Annotated in this window: 19 protein-coding genes and 2 pseudogenes; 6 read left to right on the top strand and 15 right to left on the bottom strand. The window is 62.8% G+C overall.

Going from position 1 to position 19498, the window contains the following annotated elements; all coding sequences use genetic code 11:
• On the bottom strand, positions 1-207 hold a 207-nt coding region (locus Q427_RS33335), incomplete at its 3' end, for a hypothetical protein (RefSeq protein ID WP_043511630.1).
• A 198-nt stretch (positions 208-405) separates the two neighbouring features.
• Entirely contained in the window at positions 406-582 is a 177-nt protein-coding gene (locus Q427_RS31010) for a hypothetical protein (RefSeq protein ID WP_155833462.1), read from the bottom strand.
• A gap of 216 nt (positions 583-798) precedes the next feature.
• Here Q427_RS31010 and Q427_RS05105 point away from each other — a divergent pair, with 216 nt between their 5' ends.
• On the top strand, positions 799-4401 hold the full coding sequence (locus Q427_RS05105; RefSeq protein WP_197030512.1) for an AsmA family protein: 3603 nt from the start codon (positions 799-801) through the stop codon (positions 4399-4401).
• A gap of 52 nt (positions 4402-4453) precedes the next feature.
• On the opposite strand, the gene Q427_RS05110 is transcribed toward Q427_RS05105, so the two are convergent.
• Together Q427_RS05110 and Q427_RS05115 are read right to left on the bottom strand one after the other, a co-directional pair.
• On the bottom strand, positions 4454-5452 hold the full coding sequence (locus tag Q427_RS05110; protein WP_043511636.1) for an NADP-dependent oxidoreductase: 999 nt from the start codon (positions 5450-5452) through the stop codon (positions 4454-4456).
• 97 nt (positions 5453-5549) lie between these two features.
• Positions 5550-6420: pseudogene (locus Q427_RS05115) on the bottom strand (LysR family transcriptional regulator ArgP).
• Between the two features lie 122 nt (positions 6421-6542).
• Here Q427_RS05115 and Q427_RS05120 point away from each other — a divergent pair.
• Positions 6543-7148, top strand: coding sequence for a LysE/ArgO family amino acid transporter (locus tag Q427_RS05120; protein WP_043511638.1), 606 nt, complete (start codon positions 6543-6545; stop codon positions 7146-7148).
• An 80-nt stretch (positions 7149-7228) separates the two neighbouring features.
• Here Q427_RS05120 and Q427_RS05125 read toward each other — a convergent pair whose 3' ends face one another.
• The 8 genes from Q427_RS05125 to Q427_RS05150 form a co-directional block, all read right to left on the bottom strand.
• Complete coding sequence (locus Q427_RS05125) at positions 7229-8149, bottom strand: N-carbamoyl-D-amino-acid hydrolase (RefSeq protein ID WP_043511640.1); 921 nt, start codon at positions 8147-8149, stop codon at positions 7229-7231.
• A gap of 18 nt (positions 8150-8167) precedes the next feature.
• Positions 8168-8278, bottom strand: a complete 111-nt coding sequence (locus tag Q427_RS36715; RefSeq protein WP_442905435.1) for a hypothetical protein — start codon at positions 8276-8278, stop codon at positions 8168-8170.
• Positions 8279-8283: 5 nt separating this feature from the next.
• Entirely contained in the window at positions 8284-9396 is a 1113-nt protein-coding gene (locus Q427_RS05130) for a hydantoinase/carbamoylase family amidase (protein ID WP_197030514.1), read from the bottom strand.
• Positions 9389-10474, bottom strand: coding sequence for a diaminopropionate ammonia-lyase (locus tag Q427_RS05135; protein ID WP_197030519.1), 1086 nt, complete (start codon positions 10472-10474; stop codon positions 9389-9391). The genes Q427_RS05130 and Q427_RS05135 overlap by 8 nt, the downstream gene beginning before the upstream one ends.
• The gene (locus Q427_RS32025; RefSeq protein WP_197030515.1) at positions 10444-10611 is read right to left on the bottom strand and encodes a hypothetical protein; all 168 of its coding nucleotides are present in this window, start codon (positions 10609-10611) and stop codon (positions 10444-10446) included. Before Q427_RS32025 ends, Q427_RS05135 begins: the two co-directional genes overlap by 31 nt.
• 102 nt (positions 10612-10713) lie before the next feature.
• Complete coding sequence (locus tag Q427_RS05140; protein ID WP_043511641.1) at positions 10714-11745, bottom strand: TRAP transporter substrate-binding protein; 1032 nt, start codon at positions 11743-11745, stop codon at positions 10714-10716.
• Between the two features lie 44 nt (positions 11746-11789).
• The gene (locus tag Q427_RS05145) at positions 11790-13070 is read right to left on the bottom strand and encodes a TRAP transporter large permease (protein WP_197030516.1); all 1281 of its coding nucleotides are present in this window, start codon (positions 13068-13070) and stop codon (positions 11790-11792) included.
• Positions 13067-13618: a TRAP transporter small permease gene (locus Q427_RS05150; protein WP_051496144.1), complete on the bottom strand. Its 552-nt coding sequence runs from the start codon at positions 13616-13618 to the stop codon at positions 13067-13069. Before Q427_RS05150 ends, Q427_RS05145 begins: the two co-directional genes overlap by 4 nt.
• A 151-nt stretch (positions 13619-13769) precedes the next feature.
• Between Q427_RS05150 and Q427_RS05155 the strand changes: the two genes are divergently transcribed.
• Together Q427_RS05155 and Q427_RS31015 are read left to right on the top strand one after the other, a co-directional pair.
• The gene (locus Q427_RS05155; protein WP_197030517.1) at positions 13770-14477 is read left to right on the top strand and encodes a MurR/RpiR family transcriptional regulator; all 708 of its coding nucleotides are present in this window, start codon (positions 13770-13772) and stop codon (positions 14475-14477) included.
• 47 nt (positions 14478-14524) lie between these two features.
• Positions 14525-14677, top strand: a complete 153-nt coding sequence (locus tag Q427_RS31015; RefSeq protein WP_155833463.1) for a hypothetical protein — start codon at positions 14525-14527, stop codon at positions 14675-14677.
• A 10-nt stretch (positions 14678-14687) separates the two neighbouring features.
• Here Q427_RS31015 and Q427_RS31020 read toward each other — a convergent pair whose 3' ends face one another.
• Positions 14688-15038: a hypothetical protein gene (locus Q427_RS31020; protein WP_043511643.1), complete on the bottom strand. Its 351-nt coding sequence runs from the start codon at positions 15036-15038 to the stop codon at positions 14688-14690.
• 74 nt (positions 15039-15112) lie between these two features.
• Here Q427_RS31020 and Q427_RS05165 point away from each other — a divergent pair, with 74 nt between their 5' ends.
• On the top strand, positions 15113-15496 hold the full coding sequence (locus tag Q427_RS05165; RefSeq protein WP_197030518.1) for a GGDEF domain-containing protein: 384 nt from the start codon (positions 15113-15115) through the stop codon (positions 15494-15496).
• Between the two features lie 40 nt (positions 15497-15536).
• On the opposite strand, the gene Q427_RS05170 is transcribed toward Q427_RS05165, so the two are convergent.
• Entirely contained in the window at positions 15537-16538 is a 1002-nt protein-coding gene (locus Q427_RS05170; RefSeq protein WP_051496146.1) for a patatin-like phospholipase family protein, read from the bottom strand.
• Positions 16539-16662: 124 nt separating this feature from the next.
• On the bottom strand, positions 16663-18129 hold the full coding sequence (locus Q427_RS05175; protein ID WP_043511648.1) for a dihydrolipoyl dehydrogenase: 1467 nt from the start codon (positions 18127-18129) through the stop codon (positions 16663-16665).
• A gap of 221 nt (positions 18130-18350) precedes the next feature.
• Between Q427_RS05175 and dbpA the strand changes: the two are divergent.
• Positions 18351-19498 (top strand): annotated as a pseudogene (gene dbpA, locus Q427_RS05180) (ATP-dependent RNA helicase DbpA); the annotation flags it as partial.

Below are 19498 nucleotides of genomic sequence, written 5' to 3' on the forward strand. Positions count from 1 at the left end.
GAAGCCTTTTCCCAGGCAGGTGTCGATATCCTGGCGACTCACATGGGGGGTAACGCTGCAGTCGATCTTGATCGTCCTTCCGCTGCCATCCAGCTTATCGGCGAGCTGTCGCAGTCGCCAAGCGATGCGCTCTTTCCAGCTTGATGCTTCTTCCACGCCTTCATATACGCTAAACGTGCATTGCCACTCAGGTTTATAGATTTTCATATGAAACCTCCGGGCTGGCTTGGAAAAGTGGTCGATCGTGTTTTCTGCTCCGCATGAGAATGGTAGTACGGTGTCACTATATACCCTTTAAGCCATCAATAAAGTGCAAAGACTCGGAAACACCACCTTGGTGGTATTTCCGAGCACGGCCTGCCGTGGAGCGGCGGGGGCGCCGCTCTCTCGACTCATGGCATGGCGCTAGTGGGAGTGGCGGCCGGGAGCAGCCTCAGCGGGAGCCAGGGGGGCGGTGTGAACCGTGGTCAGGTAGTCGGCCAGGGCATCGAAAGCGGCTCGCTGCAGCTGTGCCTGACTGGCCCAGAACTGGAGCACTTCGGCTTCGAACGGCTGGGTTTGCTGCGTTGCAGTGTTCATCATGCGGGCCCTCCTTAAGGGACTTCATGAACCAGCCTAGGCGCATTATTGCTGCGATGCAGCATTCTTTTTGTAACTGTCTTTCCTGCCAGGCTCCTGGTCCAGTCACGGCGTAGCTATCCGCCGCTGCCGCCGGGAATTGAATCCCCGCCGTCCCCGGTTGGACTGATGTCGCTTCTCTGTCCATGGTTAAGAGTATCGATGAGGCCAGGGATGGAAATGAACAGGGCAGCTCGACTAACAAGTGTTGCGCTTGCGGGCGTAGTGCTGATTCTGGCGGTGGCAGGCGTGCTGCTGCTGGAATCGACATGGATGCGCGAATGGCTGGAACGACAGGCCAGCCAACAGCTCGGCCGTGAGGTCGAAATCGAAAACCATGGCATCGGCTGGGGCGCGCCCGTCACGCTGCAGCTCGATGAGGTACGCATCGCCAGCGCCGAGTGGGCCGAGGCGGAGCCGCTGGCGCGGATGTTCGAGCTGTCGGTTACCCTCAACGTCTTCGCCCTGCTGCAGGGCAGGCTGGCGCTGGACCGTATCGTCATCGATCAGCCTGTGCTCCACCTGATCCGTCGAGAGGATGGCTCAAGCAATTGGGAGGAGCTCTTCGATGGTGACCCGGATCAGGAGCGAGAGGAGGATGAGCCCCTTTGGCCCGGTGAGTTCAATATCGGTCAGGGGCATCTGGTCTACCGCGATGCTGCCCTGGATCTTCTGCTCGATGCCGTCTTTCAGACGCCGGGAGCCGAGATAACGGAGGGGTTGAGCCTGGAGGTGTGGGGCGATGGCCGCTTCAAGGAGGACGAGCTGGAGTACCGGGGGTTGGTCCATTATCTGCGGGACGAGGATTACCTTCACATCGAGTCCATGCATGGGCGGGTTGGTAATGACCTCTTCGCCGGTGCCCTTGAAGTGGACCTGGACCTGGATGTGCTCTCCCTCCAGGCGCGTCTCGATATGGTGGAGATGGACCTGGAGCGCTGGGCAGACGACCAGCTGGATATTCCCTTTCCCGGCCCTGAATGGGAGCAGGAGCTGGCCCAGACGTTGGCAGTGCTGGAGGCGTATGACGCGAAGCTCGACATTGCCGTGGAGGAGCTCCGCTATGGCGACCAGGTCCTGTACGCACTGATACTTCAGGGCTGGGCCGATGAGGAGAGTGTCGTCATCGAGCAGTTTCAGGCTCTGCAGCGGCTGGAGCGAGAAGCAACGCCCGGCATGCTGACCGCGGATGGCCGGATCGAGCTACGTGAGGCGCGACCGGTGGCAGCCGTGGCGGCGCAGTTCGAGCGCTTCGACCTGACGACGGCGCTGGCTCCTCTGGAAGTCGGTGAGCTGGGAATGGTGGATGGCCGGCTGAATGCACGAGTGCAGGAGGGCGTGCTGGTCTTCGAGAATACCGACCTCGATTATCGCGTACCGGCCTGGGAACTGGTGCTTGCGCTGCGTGGCGAGCCCCGCGAGGTCGACTACGCTGACAAGCCTGCGGTGCGGCTGTTCGGCAACGGTGCCTATGGAGGGCGGCCGGTCGAGTACGACCTGACGGTGGGCCCTGTCGACCTGATCGAGGAGGCGTCGAACTATCCGCTTGTGGGCCAGGTGAGCACGGGGGATACCCTGCTGCAGATGGATGGTCGCCTGGTGCGTCCCTTCGATCTCGAAGCGATTGAAGGCGGCGCTCGCCTGGAGGGGCCGACGCCGGAGGAGTTCGCGGCTTTTTTCGGGGGCGAACTGCCCACGCTTCCCCCCTACTGGCTCGAAGCCTTCCTGCGCTACAGCGATAACGTCCTGACCCTCGACGATGCGCAGGGTCGCATCGATGAGCTCCAACTCACGGGTGACCTGACCGTGGATTTCGGCCGTGACGTGACTCACGTTGCGACCCGGATTCACACCGAGGAGCTGGACCTGAATCGCTGGGAGCCGCTGGGCCAGGCCACGGGCGACGATTCGGCATGGGATGACCTGGGACCGGGGCACGACTGGGACCGGGGCCTGGCCGAATCACTGAAAGGGCTCGATGGGTATGACGCCAGGTTCGACCTTACCGCGGATCGGCTGCTATATGCTGACCAGCTTCTCCACGAGGTGGCGCTGCAGGGCGAGATCGACGGGCCGCGTCTCACCGTCACTCACTTTCATGCGCTTCAGGAGCCGGCCCTGGGACAGCAGGGGGCACTCACCCTGGATGGCTGGGCCGAAGAGCGGGATCGGCGGTTGGTGGCGGATATTTCGGCCCAGCTTGACCAGCTCAATCTCGACATGGCGCTGGCCCCACTAGGCCTGGGCGATGTCGGCATCCTGTCAGGTCGTCTCAACATGGCCGTGGTGGGAGGCGGGCTGCTGTTCGAGAACTCCGCGCTGGATTATCACGCTCCGCAGTGGGATCTGGCCCTTTCCCTGCGGGCCAGCTCGGAGGAGGGCGCGGATACTCCTGGTGTGCACCTGGTCGGCGACGGGACCTATGAGCAGTCGCCGTTTGCCTACGACCTGGTCGTGGGGCCAGTGCTTGGCCTGGCCGTTGACGAGACGCCTTATCCGGTCACCGGTCAGGTGAGCAGCGGCAACACCCGGCTTCACATCAACGGCAGCGTGGTCCGACCCTTCGAGCTGGAGGCGGTGGAGGGCCATGCTCGGCTCGCCGGTTTCAGCACGGCAGAGCTGTCCGAACTGACCGGCATCGGTTTTCCGGACCTGCCCCCCTACGAATTGGCCGGCTACCTGCGCTACAGCGGTGATCTCCTCGACCTGGATGGCCTGGAAGGGAGCGTCGGAAACAGCGATGTGGCCGGTGACGTGCGTCTGCGCCTGGGCGACCGAAACAGGGTCTGGGCCACGCTGACTTCCGAGCGGGTCGATGTGGACGAACTGTTGGATATCGGGCCAAGGGAAGCGTCATCTCCCGAGCAGGAGCCCTGGATCGAAGACATAGAACGACACCAGAAAATCTTCCCTGATCGCCGCTGGGACCTGGGCGCGCTTGGCAATATCGATGCCGTTCTGGACTATCAGGCGGCAGAGGTTCATTCCCGGTATGCACCGCTCAATGACCTCGTTCTCGACCTCGAGCTGGAGCAGGGGGTGATGACCGTCTCGCCGCTGAGGGTGGGGCTCGGTAGCGGGCAGGTCCATGCGGGCTGGGTCCTGGATGCGCACCAGGAGGACATCGTTGGCGAGCTGCAGGTGGAGGTCACCGGGGTGCATCTCGCCCCGCTGCTGGATGATGCCGGGATCCCCGAAGTCGCTGAAGATACCCTGGGTATCATCGGCGGGCATGGCGAGTTCTCTTTTCGCGGTCGCTCCATGGCACAGCTCATGGCCGGGCTGGACGGTGAGCTGGAACTGGCCATGTCCCAGGGGTGGTTGGATATCATCGCGGCGGAGTTGATGCCCCTGAACATTGCCAATGCGTTTCTGCGATCGCTGGCCGGGGAAACTGAGCAGGTGCGCCTGGAGTGCAGCTACGTGCACTTCAGCGCAGACCATGGCCTGGTTACCCTGGAAAATTTCTTCATGGCCACCGAGGTTGCTCACTTCGTGGGTGCCGGGGCAATGAATCTCGCCACCGAGGATCTGGACATGGCCTTTGAAGGGCACAACAGGGATGTCACCCTGTTTACGGCCAATACCCCGGTCAAGCTGGAAGGGCCGTTGAGCGACTTGAGTGTGGAAGTCGTCACCCCTGAGCTATTGGCACGGGGTGTGCTGTCCGCGCTGGGGGTCGTGGTTGCACCGCCCCTGGCGATCCTGCCCTGGATCGACCCCGGTGGCGGTGAAGACGTGGGGATCGGTTGTGAAGAGGCCCTGAGGCAGTTCCACGACTGACTCTGCGATGCCGGGAAAGGACTGGATTGTGTCCCGTTTTCAAGTGCGCCTGTTAAAGGCGCACCAGCATCTTGCCCTTGTTGGCCCCTTCGAAGAGCTTCAGAAAGGCATCGGGCGTGCGTTCCAGGCCCTCCTCGACGGTTTCTTCGTAGTCGATCTCGCCCTTGGCGACCAGCGGGCCCACCTCCTCCAGGAAATGAGGGTACTCGGTCCAGTGGTCGAAGATGATGAAGCCCTGCATGCGGATCCGGCGGATCAGGATCATGGCGAGGTTGCCGGGGGCGGTGCTGGGCTTTTCGGCGTTGTAATCGGCGATCAGGCCGCATACCGCGATGCGCGCGCCAACGCGCAGATTGTTCAGTGCCGCTTCCAGGCAGATGCCGCCGACATTCTCGTAGTAGACATCGAAGCCGGCGGGGCAGGCCTCCTTCAGGTCGGCGCTCAGCTGCTGAGCATCCTTGCCGCGATAGCTGACGGCCGTGATGCCGATCGACTCCAGCCAGGCGAGCTTCTCCGGTGCACCGGCAATACCCACCACGGTGCCGCCCCTGGCCTTGGCCAGCTGAACCGCCAGCGAACCCACTGCGCCGCTGGCGGCGCTGACCAGGACATTGTCGCCCTCACGGATATTGGCGATGTGGTTGAGCCCGGTCCAGGCGGTCATTCCCGGCATGCCGAGCACCCCCAGGTAGGCTTCCTCGGGTACCTCGATTTCCGGCAGGGGCTCCAGGATGTCGGCCTTCAGCTGTGCAATATCGCGCCAGCCGGCCATGTGGCGAACCTTGTCGCCCTGCTTGAAACGGGTGTCTCGCGACTCGATCACCTCGCCCACCGCGGCCCCCTCCAGCGGCTCATTGAGTTCGAACGGGTCGATATAGGTCTTTACGCCGCTCATCCGGCCGCGCATATAGGGATCCACCGACAGCCAGGTATTACGAATTCGCACCTCTCCATCCTGGAGCTCCGGCAGGTCGGCGCTGTGTAGTTTGAACAGCTCGCGTTGCGGTGTGCCTTGGGGATAGTCCGTGATGGTGAAATAGCGTGACTGCATGGGCGTACTCCTTCGCATTGTCTGGCTAAGGCACTGCAATCGCTTGCAGTGCAGGCAGTCTAGATAGCCGAATCGTATCTGGCGAACCTGGAGCCCGTCATTTCAGGGACACCTCGCCAAGCGCCTGGGTCAGGCGCTCCAGCAACGCGCCGCTATGGCGCCAGAAATGCCAGTAGAGCGGTACCGACAGCGATTCGCCCGGTGCAATGCTGGCCAGCTTGCCTTCCGCCATCAGGCGTCAGCCTGCATCATCTGCGGGATCATGCCGTAGCCATGCCGGCAAGGGCCAGGCGCACGAAGCCTTCCGAAGAGGGGCACAGGTGGTAGGGAAAGCTGCCGTGATAGCCGCACTGGGCAAGGAAACGGTGCTGCAACTGGTCGTGGGGGCCGAAGACGATGGCCGGGGCCTGGGCGAAGGCTTCGGCAGACGGGCCATGGGGGAAGTGGCGAGCGATGTAGTCTGGAGTGGCCAGGGGGTGGTAGGCCATTTCGCCCAATGGGACGCAGCGAGCCCCGGCAATGGGCTGGGGGCTGGCGCAGAGGCACGCGGCGACGTCGCCGTCACGCAGCCGCTTGAGCCCCACGTCCTGATCCTCGACCACCAGGTCCAGCAGCAGGCCTTCCGTTCGGCAAAGCTCGCCCACGGCATCGGCCCACCAGGTCACCAGGCTGTCGGCATTGATCGCAATACGGAGCCTGGGAGCGGACTCCTCCAGGGTGGGCAGGGTGGTGCGCAGGTCGCGCTCGAGCAGTTGGACCTGCTGGTAGTGATTGAGCAGCCGCTGGCCGGCGGGAGTCGGGTGCAGTTCGGGGTGACGGATCAGCACCGGCTGACCCAGGCGGACCTCGAGCGACCTGATGCGCTGGGAAACCGCCGATTGCGAAAGGCCCATGGCGTCACCGGCGCGTTCGAATCCGCCGCACTCGATGACCGTGGCCAGGGCCTGGAGCAGCTTGTAGTCCAGCATGGGGGCTCGCTATTAGAATTACTGATGTGTCATTAGCAGTATGATTTTTCAGTATATCGCCTCGCCATTATGCTTGCCGCATTCCAATGGGCATATCGAGAATCCTCAAGGAGGGGCAAGCGATGCTGGAGAGTTACCTCACCGGACTGATTGTGTGTGGCGGGATCATCATCGCCATCGGTGCCCAGAATGCCTACGTATTGGGTCTGGCGGTCAGGCGAGAGCATCACTGGTGGTCGGCCGGACTCTGCATGGGTACCGACGTGGTATTGCTGACGGCGGGTATGTTCGGTGTCAGTGCGATACTCCTGACCCTGCCGAGCGCCATGGAGGCGATGCGTTGGTTGGGCGTGGCGTTTCTCTCATGGCTCGCCGCCCAGGCGTTCTATCGGGCCGCTACCGGTCGAGAGGCCCTGGCGGCCTCGAAGGAGGGCGGGCGCAGCCTGAAGCATGTGCTGATCGCCACCCTGGCCGTGACGATCCTCAACCCCCAGGTCTACCTCGACACCCTGTTGCTGATACCGGCCATCGGCGCCCAGCAGGAGAGCGCCACCACCTTCGTGGCCGGGGCGAGTACTGCCTCGATCCTGTGGTTCAGCCTGCTGGCCTGGGGCGGTGCGCTGCTGTCGCCCTGGCTATCGCGCCCCCTGGCCTGGCGGCTGATCGATGGGGTGATCGGCCTGATGATGGCGGCGGTGGCGCTACACCTGATCCGCAACGGGGTGTAGTGTCGCCGCTCGCACGCTGCTTGCCAGCGGGGCGACCACCCAGGCGATGAGCCACCGTTGCCCTGGTTGATTGCGGAGGCTTATGTCACTGGGGCAGTAATCAGGCCATAGGTGTCGGGGCGACGGTGCAGGTTGAAATTGAAGATGTGCTCCCGAATTTCGCGAGTGCGGTCCAGGTCACACTCATAGGTAATCAGTTCGTCCTCCTGACTGCCCGCCATGGCGACGATCTCGCCGGTTGGGGCGATAATGCAACTTTGACCGAGCAGGTCGCAGCCTTCCTCCTTGCCGGCCTTCGCCACGCCTACGACCCACATGCCGTTCTGGTAGGCACCGGCCTGCATGCAAAGGTGATTATGAAACCCTTGCAGGTGATCGTGCTCAGGCACCGGGGGGTAATGTATGGGGGTGTTGTAGCCGAGCATCATCAGCTCGACTCCCTGCAGCGCCAGCATCCGATAGGTTTCCGGCCAGCGCCGGTCATTGCATAGCGCCATGCCCATGGTGCCGCCAAAGGCCTGTGTGGTGCCGAATCCGGTATTGCCTGGCTCGAAATACCGCTTCTCGAGATGCTGGAAAGGGCGCCATGGTTCATGCTCGGCATGGCCGGGCAGGTGAACCTTGCGGTATTTCCCAACGATACTGCCGCTCCCATCGACCAGGATGGATGTGTTGAAGTGGCGCGGGCGGCCGTCTTCGACACAGAGTTCGGCATAGCCGAGATAGAAGCCGACGTTGAGATCCCGGGCGGTCTCGAACAGAGGGCGGGTCTCGGGTCCCGGCATTTCGCTCTCGAAGAAGGCATCAATGGCTGCCTGGTCCTCGAAATACCAGCGGGGGAAAAAGGTGGTCAGGGCCAGCTCGGGAAAGATGACAAGCCTGGCGCCTCGCGCGTGGGCCTGACGCATCAGGTCGACCATCCGTGCGACTGCCTGGGCACGGGTTTCATTTCGTGCGATAGGGCCGAGCTGGGCGGCCCCTACAATCAGTTTACGGCTCATTCGGCTTTCCTTGGACGGTTACTCGGCGAGGTCCAGCAGGACCTGCAGCAAGACATTGGTACCCGCTTCCAGGTCTTCGGATGCGGTGTACTCATTGATGTTGTGGCTGATTCCGTCGACGCTGGGCACGAATATCATGCTGGTGGGGCAGACCCGAGCCAGCATCTGTGCATCGTGGCCGGCGCCGCTGGGCATGCGCATGACAGAGTGGCCGAGGGCCCGGGCGGCGGCTTCCACGCGATCGACCATCCCGGGGTCGAAGGGCACAGGTCGAAGCGTGCCAGGGTGCGGTGCTCGACCTCTATGCCTTCACGCTCGGCGAGTCGTTCGACGAAGGCTTGCAGCTCCTGCTCGGCCTGCTTGAGCCGGCTGTTGTCGGTGTTGCGCAAGTCGACGGTGAAGCGGGCATGGTTGGCCACCACGTTCACCAGGTTGGGCGTGATGTCGAATGCGCCCACGGTACCGACCTGGTCGCCGCCGATGCGGTTGACCAGGTCGCGCACGAAGGCGCCGGTCGCCATGGCGGCATAGCCGGCATCATGACGCAGGCGCATGGGCGTGGTGCCGGCGTGGTTGGAGATGCCGGTGAAGCTGAACTCCTGCCACGAGATGCCCTGGACCTTTTCCACGGCACCAATCGTGATGCCGGACTCCTCGAGTACCGGACCCTGCTCAATGTGCACCTCGACGAAGGCATGCACATCTGGCTTGCCCACCGGCGTCTCACCGCCCGCACCGATGGCATCGAGGCAGTCGCCTACATACTGGTCATCGATTCCCTGCGTGGCTCGCGCATCTTCGAGAGACATGCCGCCGACATACACCAGGCTGCCCATCATGTCGGGAGCGAAGCGTGCCCCCTCCTCATTGGTGAAGAAGGCCACGCACAGGGGGCGGCGCGTGACGATGCCTGCCTCGTTAAGGGTCTCGATTACCTCGAGCCCGCCCAGCACGCCCAGGTTACCGTCATAGATGCCACCGGTGCGGACGGTGTCGATATGCGATCCGGTCATCACCGGCGGGCCGTCCTCCGCGCCGGGTCGCAGGCCGAACACGTTGCCCATGGCATCGCTGGAGACCTGAAGGCCCAGTTCGTGCATCCAGCCGATAACGAGCTCTCTTCCCTGGCGGTCCTCCTCGGTGAGGGCGAGGCGACAGCAGCCACCACCCGGCAGGGCGCCAATTTCACCGAGCCGCTCCAGGCGGTTGATCAGACGTTGTCTATTGATTCGCAGTGCGTCATGCATGATTACGTGCCTCCGCTTCAACCTCGGCCGACGGGCGGCCTACCAGTTCGCGATAAACCTCTTCGTCGGTAGCGCCTTCGCTGCCGATCAACAGGATACGGCTGTCGGTATCAAGCCCCAGGGCCTCACTCAAGGTGGGCTGTTGTCGTGCGATCAGCAGCCCGGCGAGTCCCGCCACCGCGCTTTCTCCGGCGACCAGTGGTGCATCGCCATCGACCCCTGCCGCTAACAGTTGCATGGCTTCCACGGCCGCTTCGTCGCTGACGGTCATGAAATCGTCGATGCCGTCTTCCAGTACTTCCCAGGCCAGCAGCGACACCTCGCCACAGGCGAGTCCTGCCATCAGCGTGTCCAGTTCGCCATGCACGGCGGTGGGGCTACCGACGCGGGCGCTCTCGTAGAGGCAGGCGGCTCGGTCTGGCTCGACCACAATCACTCGCGGCCGGTCGGCGCCGTAGGCTTCCCAGAGCTGGGCCAGTACCGCGGCCGCGAGTCCCCCGACCCCGCCCTGCACGAAGCAGTGTGTCGGCGGCTCGGGCAGCTGCTGCACCGCTTCATCGACCATAATCGTGTAGCCCTGCATGACATCGCGGGGCACGGTCATATAGCCCGGGTAGGAGGTGTCCGAGACCACGAACCAGCCGTTGGTCTCGGCATCCACCGCCGCCTGGCGCACTGAGTCGTCGTAATTGCCGGGGATTCGACGCACTTCGGCGCCGAAGCGTGTGATGGCGTCCTCGCGTCCCTGGGAAACGGTGGCGTGCAGGTAGATCACGCAGCGTGCGCCGAACTGCTCGGCACCCCAGGCCACCGAACGGCCATGGTTGCCGTCGGTTGCGCAGCACACGGTGATTCGAGCAGCTTCCTCACGGTAGCGACCGGCCAGCAGGTCGGCCGAGGTGACGCCCGGAGGGAGGTGTTTCTGTAGCAGACGCAAGACGGCATAGGCTCCGCCGAGTGCCTTGAAACTGTTGAGTCCGAAGCGCCTGGCTTCGTCCTTGTAGTCGAGTCGGGCGACATCGCAGGCGTTGGCCAGCCCGCTCAGGGCTACCAGGGGGGTGGGGGCGTAGCGGGCCAGGTGCGTACTTCATCGCGCGCCGCACGCATCGCCTCCTGGGACAGGATGGTGCGCTGACGCTCGCCGATGGAAGCCCCTCGCAGCACCCGAGGGTTTTGGTAATGCTGGATGGTGTCTTGAGTAATTAGCTGGCGCATGACGATCCTTGGTGTCGATCCGTCAGGTCGATCTGTGCAATCGATCCATGAGTGGGAAGCAGGGGGGCCCAGGCCCCCCTGGGGTCAGGGTTGCAGCACGCTCTATTGCGATGCGTTATCGATTGCCTCGAGGAAAGCGGCCAGCATCTCCTCTCCTTCAGCGCCATATTTTTCCGAGATGATTTCCATGACCGCTGGCTGAGCGGCCTCGCGGAAAGCATCCATCTCGTCTGGCGTCAGGGAGTGAACTTCCATGTTCGCGGCGAGATGTGGCAGGCCGCGGTCCGAGGCTTCGATGATGCGGCTGATGCCACGGCCGGCAACGATGGCCGAGCGGGCGGCGGATTCCACTACCTTCTGCTCGGTCTCATCCAGGCTGTCCCAGAAACGATCACTGACCACCCAGACATAGGGGGCGAAGAGGTGATTGGTCAGTGAGAGGTACTGTTGCACCTCATCGAAGCGGGCGAAGGAGATGATCGGAATCGGGTTCATCTGTCCGTCGGCGACGCCCGTCTGAAGGGCGGTATAGACCTCGGACCAGGCGATGGCAGTGGGTTGGCCACCCAGCGCCCTGATGACCTCCTGGTGGGTGTCCAGCCCCATGGTGCGGATCTGCAGGCCCTGCATGTCTTCGGGAGTACGCACCTGGCGCCTGGAATTGGTGATGGCAAACAGGCCGCCGGAGTCACCGAAGCCGAGCACCTTCAGGCCGGTCTTGTCCTCGATATCGGCGGCGAGCTTGTCGCCGAAGGGGCCGTCGAAGACTTCATAGGTCGTCGAGACGTCGGGGAAGGCAAAGGGAACGTCGAGTACGCCGATCATCGGGTAAGCCGAGGCGAAGCCCCCGACCGAGTGAATCCCGGACTGCACCACGCCGGCGCGGAGTTGGCTGAGCACGCCAGCATCATCGCCAAGCTGGCCGTTGGGGTAGGTCTGCACGGTGACCGAGCCGTTGGTGCCCGATTCCACCAGGTTCTTGAAGACCGTTGCCATGGCGCCGGAGCCGTTGTCGAAAGGGTCGTCATTATTGAGGTGGTGCAGGCGCATGACCTTCTCGGCGTAGGCGGTTCCGGCGAGGGCCAGGCTGGCTGCGGCGACGGCAGCAATAAGGGATGTCTTGAAACGCGTCATGGTGATTCTCCATCTTGTGCTTGTTGGTTGAGAGCGCAACGTGCCTAGAAGCCCAGGAGGCGTGGCACGAACAGGGTCAGGTCAGGCCAGAAGGCAATCAGCATCAGGACGCTGACCTGAACCAACAGGAACGGCCAGAGCGCACCGCTGATCCGTTCAATTTTTTCCCCGGTGACCGACGACAGCACGAACAGGCAGGCGCCGACCGGTGGGGTCATCAGGGAAATGTTGAGGGTGAGGATGATCATGATGCCGGCATGTACCGGATCCATGCCGATGGCATTGGTCAGCGGAACCAGTACCGGCGCCAGGATGATGAGCGCGGCGTTGATATCCATGAACAGCCCGATGGCCAGCAACAGCAGCAGTATCATGCCGATGATCGCTTCGGGATTTGTCGTCAGGGCAAGGAAGCTGGCCGCCACCATCTGCGGCAGCTGGACGAAGGTCATCCACCAGCCGAGGATCGAGGCCGAGGCGATGATCAGGAATACCACCCCGGTGATACGGGCGGTTCGCTCGAGCATGTCGAAGAGATCGCTCCACTTCAGCGAGCGATAGACCACCGTGCCCACTACCAGGGCATAAAGCACGGCCAGGGCGGCAGCTTCGGTGGGCGTGGTGATCCCGAAGAGAATGGCGCCCAGGATCATTACCGGCATCAGAATAGCCAGCAGACTGGAGCGGAAGGTGGAGAGAATCAGCTTGAGGCTGGGTCCTCCCTCTCCCTTGGGCAGGTTGAGACGTCGCCCCAGCGCTGCGATCATGCACATGCATAGCAGGGCGATGAGGAGCCCCGGCAGTATGCCTGCAGCGAACAGCCCGGCAATCGAGACACCCATCAACGAGCCGTAGATCACCATCAGGTTGGAGGGAGGAATCGTTGGCCCGATAATGGAACCGGCAGCGGTTACGGCACAGGCGAAAGGCCGGGAATACCCTTGCTTGACCATGGCCGGGACCATGGTGTTTCCAAAGGCGGCGGCGTCGGAAACGGCGGCCCCCGTCATGCCCGAGAACAGCACGGAAGCGAGCATGTTGGAATGTGCCAGCCCCCCGCGCAAATAGCCTACCAGAGCATTGGCGAAGTCGATCAGGCGCGACGTGATGCCGGAACGATTCATGATCTCGCCGGCAAGGATGAACAGCGGCATTGCCATGAAGGTGAACAGGTCCAGGCCCTCGAAGAAGCGGCGAGGCGCCATGGTCAGGAATTCCGGCCCACCCAGTTGCAGCAGCCCGACGACACCGGCAATGCCAAGCACGTAACCGATAGGCAGACCGAGAATCAGCAGGCCGAAGAAGGCCAGGGCAACAAGCATCATTGGGTGGTCTCCTTCGGCAGGTCGATGGCCGCCACTTCAGGGGGGTGGAGGTAATCACGCAGCATGACGACCACTGTCTGAAAGGCTGCGAGCCCGGCCGATACCGGCACCGAAGCGAAGGGGATCAGCATGGTCATGCCGAAGATGGTGGCGAACTGGCTGCTGCCCTGGATCGCCATGTGCACGCCGTACCAGGTCAAGTAGAGGAAAAAACCCAGGCCGATCAGGTCGAGCAGGAGTCGAAGCAGGCGCTGTTTCCATGGCGAGAGCAGGCTGAACAGCATGACGAAACCGATGTGTTCGCGCCTGAAGACGCCTACCGGTATGGCCAGCAGGGCGGCCCAGATCATCACGTAGCGGGCCAGCACCTCTGTCCATGTGGCCCCCAGTTCCAGGCCGTAGCGGGACAAGATGCCGAACCAGACAATCAGAACCATGACGCCTGCCAGCACGGCGCATAGCTTGATGATCACGGCGTCAAGGCATTTACCAAAAGTCAGCAGCTTGTCTAACAGCGGGTGATGGGGTGTTGTATTTATCGTTGGCATGGCGCCTCCCGGGAATGAGCCTGGCCGATCTTGCCGAGACGTGGATTGGCCTCTCACTTTTAGACTGGTTCAGTATTTTCATTTAGTCAATAGGGTGAAAATGCATTTTCACTCTTTCCAGTCTGATGGCATCATGGTAAGCATGGACACCATGAAAGAGCCCTTGACGTTGGAAGCGCGTATTCAAGCGCATTACGAAGAGTTGCCCCCGGCGGAGAAACGCCTGGGTGACCTGTTGCTGGGTTTCCCCGGCGATATCGCTACCTACAGTGCTGGCGAGCTGGCAGAAGCTGCGGGTACCTCCAGGGCGGCGGCGTCGCGCTTTTTTCAGCGCCTGGGTTACAAGGACTTCAATGAGGTGCGCCTGCAGGTTCGCGAGGCCAAGCGCTGGGGCTCACCGGTCTACCTCTCCTCGGCTTCACGGTTAAACGGAAGTGGTGAGGGCAAGGCCGTGGCCAGCCAATCGGTGGCCGATCACCTGGATCAGGAAGTTCACAACCTGACGCGCACTCTGGAAGCCATACGCCCGGATGTGTTGCGTGATGCGGTGGACGCCATGGCAGAAGCACGGCGCGTGCACGTGGTGGGTTTTCGTAACAGCCGCATGTTGGCGCTTTACCTGCAGCGCCAACTGTTGCTGCTGCGCTCCGATGTGTCGTTGTTGCCACAATCCGCCCAGACGCTGGGAGAGGACATGGTGGATATCGGCAAGGGCGACGTGGTGGTGATGATCGGCATGCGTCGGCGGGTTGGGGTGGTGACGCGCATCATGGAAATTGCCCAGGCACAGGGGGCCAGGGTGCTGCTGATCACTGACCTTCTGCCACTCAGACAGCGAGGCTTGCGACATGGACCCTGACTTGCCAGGTGCGCTCCTCGTCATTACTCGACAGTTATGCGGCCGCCATGAGCGTGCTGAACCTGCTCTGCTCGATTTTGTTCCAGCGCGCAATGACCGAAGGCTATGAGCGCCTGCGTCGGGTCGAAACCCTGCATGAGGAGCTCGATGAGCTGGATGCCTTTGCCTGGTTGACCCATCAGCCGGCCACCGACGAGTAAGCATTTGCCATCACTCCGCTTCCTGCCACGCCTCGTGGCCGCAGCTCAGGCAGTGGTAGAACGCTTCGAAGCCGGTATCGGAATCAGCCGATTCACGCATCGTGCCCTTCTGGTAGGTGAAGGCGCGCAGCGTGCAGACCGGGCAGCGGATCTCCCCATGGAGAGGCGTGATGGCCGGCCCCTTTTCCGGGAGGGGTGGGACAGGCGGCTGCGCTGCGACGTCGGCAGCCACACCATCGAGATCGGCATTCAGCTTGGCCGCCAGCTGGCGTGCCGCTTCCGCCTGCTCGCTTCCCGCCAGGTTTGCCAGTTTCCTGATCCCTTCCTTGATGGCATCCAGCCGGGATGTGGTGTCGGCCATTGGCGCTCTCCTGCGGATTGCTGAGACGTGTCACTTCGTTATATCAGCATACCCCCATCGTTCGCGAGGCGCCCGTGACTGACGGTTATCGGATCGATGTCAGTCCATGGCGGATATGTCGTCAGCGAGTAAGATCTGGCTGCTGGGCGATGCGGGAGGTGTTCGGCCGCCAGGAGGATATCCTGCTGCGGCTGGGCGGCGAGGAGTTCGGCATCATCTTTCGCAGCGAGGACGAAGAACAGGCCGAGGAGATGACCACCCGGCTGCTGTCAGTCATCGAGGCGATCGGAGCGCCGGCCCCCGATGGACCCTGCGATACCGTTACCGTTTCCGCCGGGCTGTACCTGGTGGAGCCCGGCAGTGGTGTCGATGCGGACCATGTCTACCGACGGGCAGACGAGGCGCTTTACCGTGCCAAGTCGGCCGGCAGGGCATGCTGGCAGCGAGCCTCGCGCTGATGAATCGACGATCTGTTTTCCATCGGCCAGCGGTATCCTGTTAATCAGTCGCGCCTGCTCGAACAGCATGATCCGGATTTGTCGATATGCCTTGCGACGCTTGCCAAACCAGTAGTTGGCTGCGGAGTTCTGCGGCCGTCGGCTCGGCCTGCTGCAGTATTTCGTGGATGCGATTGAAGTGTAGCAGTCGGATGCCATGGGATTCCGGCTTGAGATAGAGGTCCGGTGAGTGCCGACGCAGCGACTGACGGGTGATCGACTGCTGCATGATCTTGAAGCTCTGGAAAAGCATCTCGGCCAGGCCTGGCGAAGTCCCGGTGAACGGGTCGCGATTGCCAGACACATCGACGGCGATCACCAGGTCCACTTCGTCCAGCAGAAGATCGAATGGCAGGGGATTGGAGGTGCCGCCATCGATCAACAACATTTCGAGATGGGGTACGGGGGTGAACAGTCCCGGGACGGCTATGCTGCCTTCCAAGGCCGGGAAGAGGGGGCCTTCCTCCAGGACAATGCTGTTGCCCGTCCAGTAGTCGGTAGCTACCACCTGCAACGGGATTCTCAGCTCGTTGAAGTTGCGCACTTCGGTATGCAGTGCCAGGTAGCGAAGAAATCCCATCGAGCTGAACAGCCCGCCATCGCCGAGACCGATCTGCAGCAGATCCATCAGGTCCATCTCTGAACTGGCAAGGCCGCTCATTGCGTCCAGCGGTGAGCCTGCGACATCGTCGAATAGATCAAGGATCTCATCGGCAGAGAGTCCTGCGGCATAGAGTCCTCCGATGATCGCACCGATACTGGTGCCGGCAATCCGATCCGGCAGAATGCCAAGCTCATCGAAGACCTGAAGCATGGCGATGTGAGCCAAGCCATTGGCGCCTCCCGAACCCAACGCCAGGCCGATTGTGGGACGAGTCGCTTCGCCCGGGTCTGGTCTCTGTTCGGCAGCAAGTAGGCCGGGAGCCAGCAGCAAGCTGGCAACCAGTGCCAGCCTTATGAGAGTTCCGGCCGGCAGCAGTCGGTAGCTGGGGTGTCCCTTCATGATATTTTCCAGTGCAGGAGATTCCTGCAGCGTAGGCCTGGCGTGGCATGACTGCGTTGATTCGAGCCAAGTGCGTGGGCAGGGCATGCTGGCGACGCGTCTCGCGCTGACCGGCTGCAGCGCGTCAATCGCCAGGGCCATGCTCCATGCAGCGCTCGACGATGGCGGGTCCTTGCTGCAGGTTGGCGCTGAGGTCACGCAGGGCGCTGCGTAGCCCCTCCTCGAGTACCGGGTGGTAGAACGGCATTTCAAGCATCTGGTTGACCCCTGCCCGCTGTTCCAGTGACCAGGCCAGCAGATGGGCAATGTGTTCCATCTGCGGGCCAAAGAGCTCACCACCCAGGAACTGTCCCGAACCGTGCTCGGCATAGAGCCGTATCAGGCCGCGGTTCCGCCGCAAGACCCTGGCGCGCCCTTGGTTGTCGAAGGTGGCCTCGCCTACCGCAATGCATTCACAGCCCCCCAGGCGCTGTTCGAGGAGGGCGCGATTCTGGCCGATTGTCGCCATCTGCGGGTCGGTAAAGACGATGGAAAGGGGGGTGCTGCGTAGCCCGGCTCGTTTTTCCGGGTAGCGGCCGGCGTTGTCACCGGCAATGCGGCCCTGGGTGGTGGCCTCATGCAATAACGGTAGCTCCTGGTTGGCATCGCCGGCAATGAACACGTGGCTCGCGCTATCGTCGACGTTCCGGCACTGCATGGTAAAGCGGTTGTAGCAGGGGACACCCGCGTCGTTCAGTGCCAGGCCGGCATTCTCCAGTCCGAGCCTGTCGACGTTGGGCCGCCGGCCAGTGGCGGCAAGCAGGTATTCGAAGCGTTCGGTCAGCCGCTTGCCGGTATGGCGCTCCAGGAAGGTGATGATGACCCCGTCTCCGTCGCGTTCGATAGCCTCGACCTTGGCTTCGGGGTCGACATAGAACTCCTCGTTGAAGGTGCGGTCGGCATAGTCATGCAGGGCCTGGTCCCGGAAGGGGCCCAGGGAGCCACGCTTGCCGAAGATGCGTACTCGCACGCCGAGTCGATGCAGGGCCTGGCCCAGCTCCAGGCCGATGATGCCGGGACCGAAGACGGCAACCGACTGCGGCAGCTCGTCCCACGCGAAGACATCGTCGTTGACGATCAGCCGGTCGCCTGCCGCTTCGAAGAGTTTGGGCCAGTGGGTACGGGAGCCGGTGGCGATGACGATGGTGCGCGCCTTGAGGCGTAGCCGGTCATCGACGATCAGGGTATGGGGATCTTCGAAGCGGGCGTGGCCTTCGATTCGGTCGGCTTCATCGATGCGTTTCATGGATTCCAGGACATGCCCCACGAAGCCATCGCGCTCCTGCTTGAGTCGGGTCATGACGGCGCGACCGTCGACCTCGACCGGCCCAGTCCGCACGCCGAAACCGCCCGCATCCCGGGCATGGTGGGCGGCGTCGGCGGCGGCGATCAGCAGCTTCGAGGGCATGCAGCCCACCCGGGCACAGGTCGTGCCGAACTTGCCTCCTTCGATCAGCACGACGTTATCGGCATGTTTGTGGGCAGCGTGCCAGGCACTCAGGCCGGCACTGCCGGCCCCGATAATCGCGACATCGGCTTCACGTGCTTGCATCACTGTCTCCCTTGAACTGAGAGGCGCCGAAGCGGGGTGGCGTTCGACTCACTTCGTCTTAGCGTAGAACAGGACGTGTGTGCTGTGGGCTGGCCAAACCCTCGGCATTGCTCAATGCTTTCTGCTATTATTTGCCCCTTCGCTTACCACTCCCACGGCCCTTACCACGCGGCTCTCGCCTTCGCTCGCTCGTTACCCCGGCCCCCACCCATTTTTGCAGGATGATTTCCGTGTCCGATTTCGCTCCCGACTCCGATTCTCCTGGCGAGGGTGCCTTCGCGTCGCTATCGCTGTCGCCGGCGCTGCTCGGTAACCTGGACTCCCTTGGCTATTTCGCCATGACGCCAATCCAGGCCGCCAGCCTGCCGGCGATGCTGGCGGGGCGAGATGTGGTCGCCCAGGCGAAGACCGGTTCGGGCAAGACGGCGGCCTTCGGCCTGGGCCTGCTCTCGCGGCTTTCGGTATCGAGCTTCAGCGTCCAGGCGTTGGTGCTGTGCCCCACTCGGGAGCTGGCCGATCAGGTGGCCGGTGAGATCCGCCGGCTGGCGCGTGGGCTGCCCAATGTCAAGGTACTGACCTGTGTGGCGGGGTACCCCTGGGGCCGCAGCTCAACTCGCTTTCCCATGGGGCCCATGTCGTGGTCGGCACGCCGGGGCGGATCGAGGAGCATCTGCGCAAGGGTTCGCTGAGCCTGGCGTCACTGGAGTCCCTGGTGCTCGACGAAGCCGATCGCATGCTCGACATGGGCTTTCAGCCGGCGCTGGAGGCGATCATCGGTGAGACGCCGACGAGTCGGCAGACGCTGATGTTCAGCGCCACCGGCCTGCAGGGGGCCGGTGCGGAAGGCGTTCGTGCCATCGCCGAGGGCTTCCTGCGTGACCCGGTGAGCGTGGCGGTCAGCGAGACCCATGACGAGACCAGCATTCGCGAGCATTTCTACCGGCTGGGCGACGAGTCGGAGCGTTTCGAGGCGCTGCGCCTGCTGCTGCTGCATCACCGGCCCCAATCCTCCGTGGTGTTCTGCAATACCAAGCGAGAGACCGACGAGGTGGCCGATGCCCTGGATCAGGCCGGTTTCAGCGCCCTGGCGCTACATGGCGACCTCGAACAGCGCGACCGCGACCGTCTGCTGATACTATTCGCCAACAAGAGCGCCTCGATACTGGTGGCCACCGACGTGGCGGCCCGGGGACTGGATATCAACGCCCTGGATGCGGTATTCAATTACCGTATCGCCCGCGAACTCGAGGTGCATGTGCATCGGGTCGGGCGTACCGGCAGGGCGGGCAGCTCCGGTGTGGCCTGCACGCTGGTCAGCGAGGCGGAAAGCTATCGCCTGGAACGCCTCACGGAATTTCTCGGCGAGCCC

It is taken from the genome of Halomonas sp. BC04 (assembly GCF_000568385.1).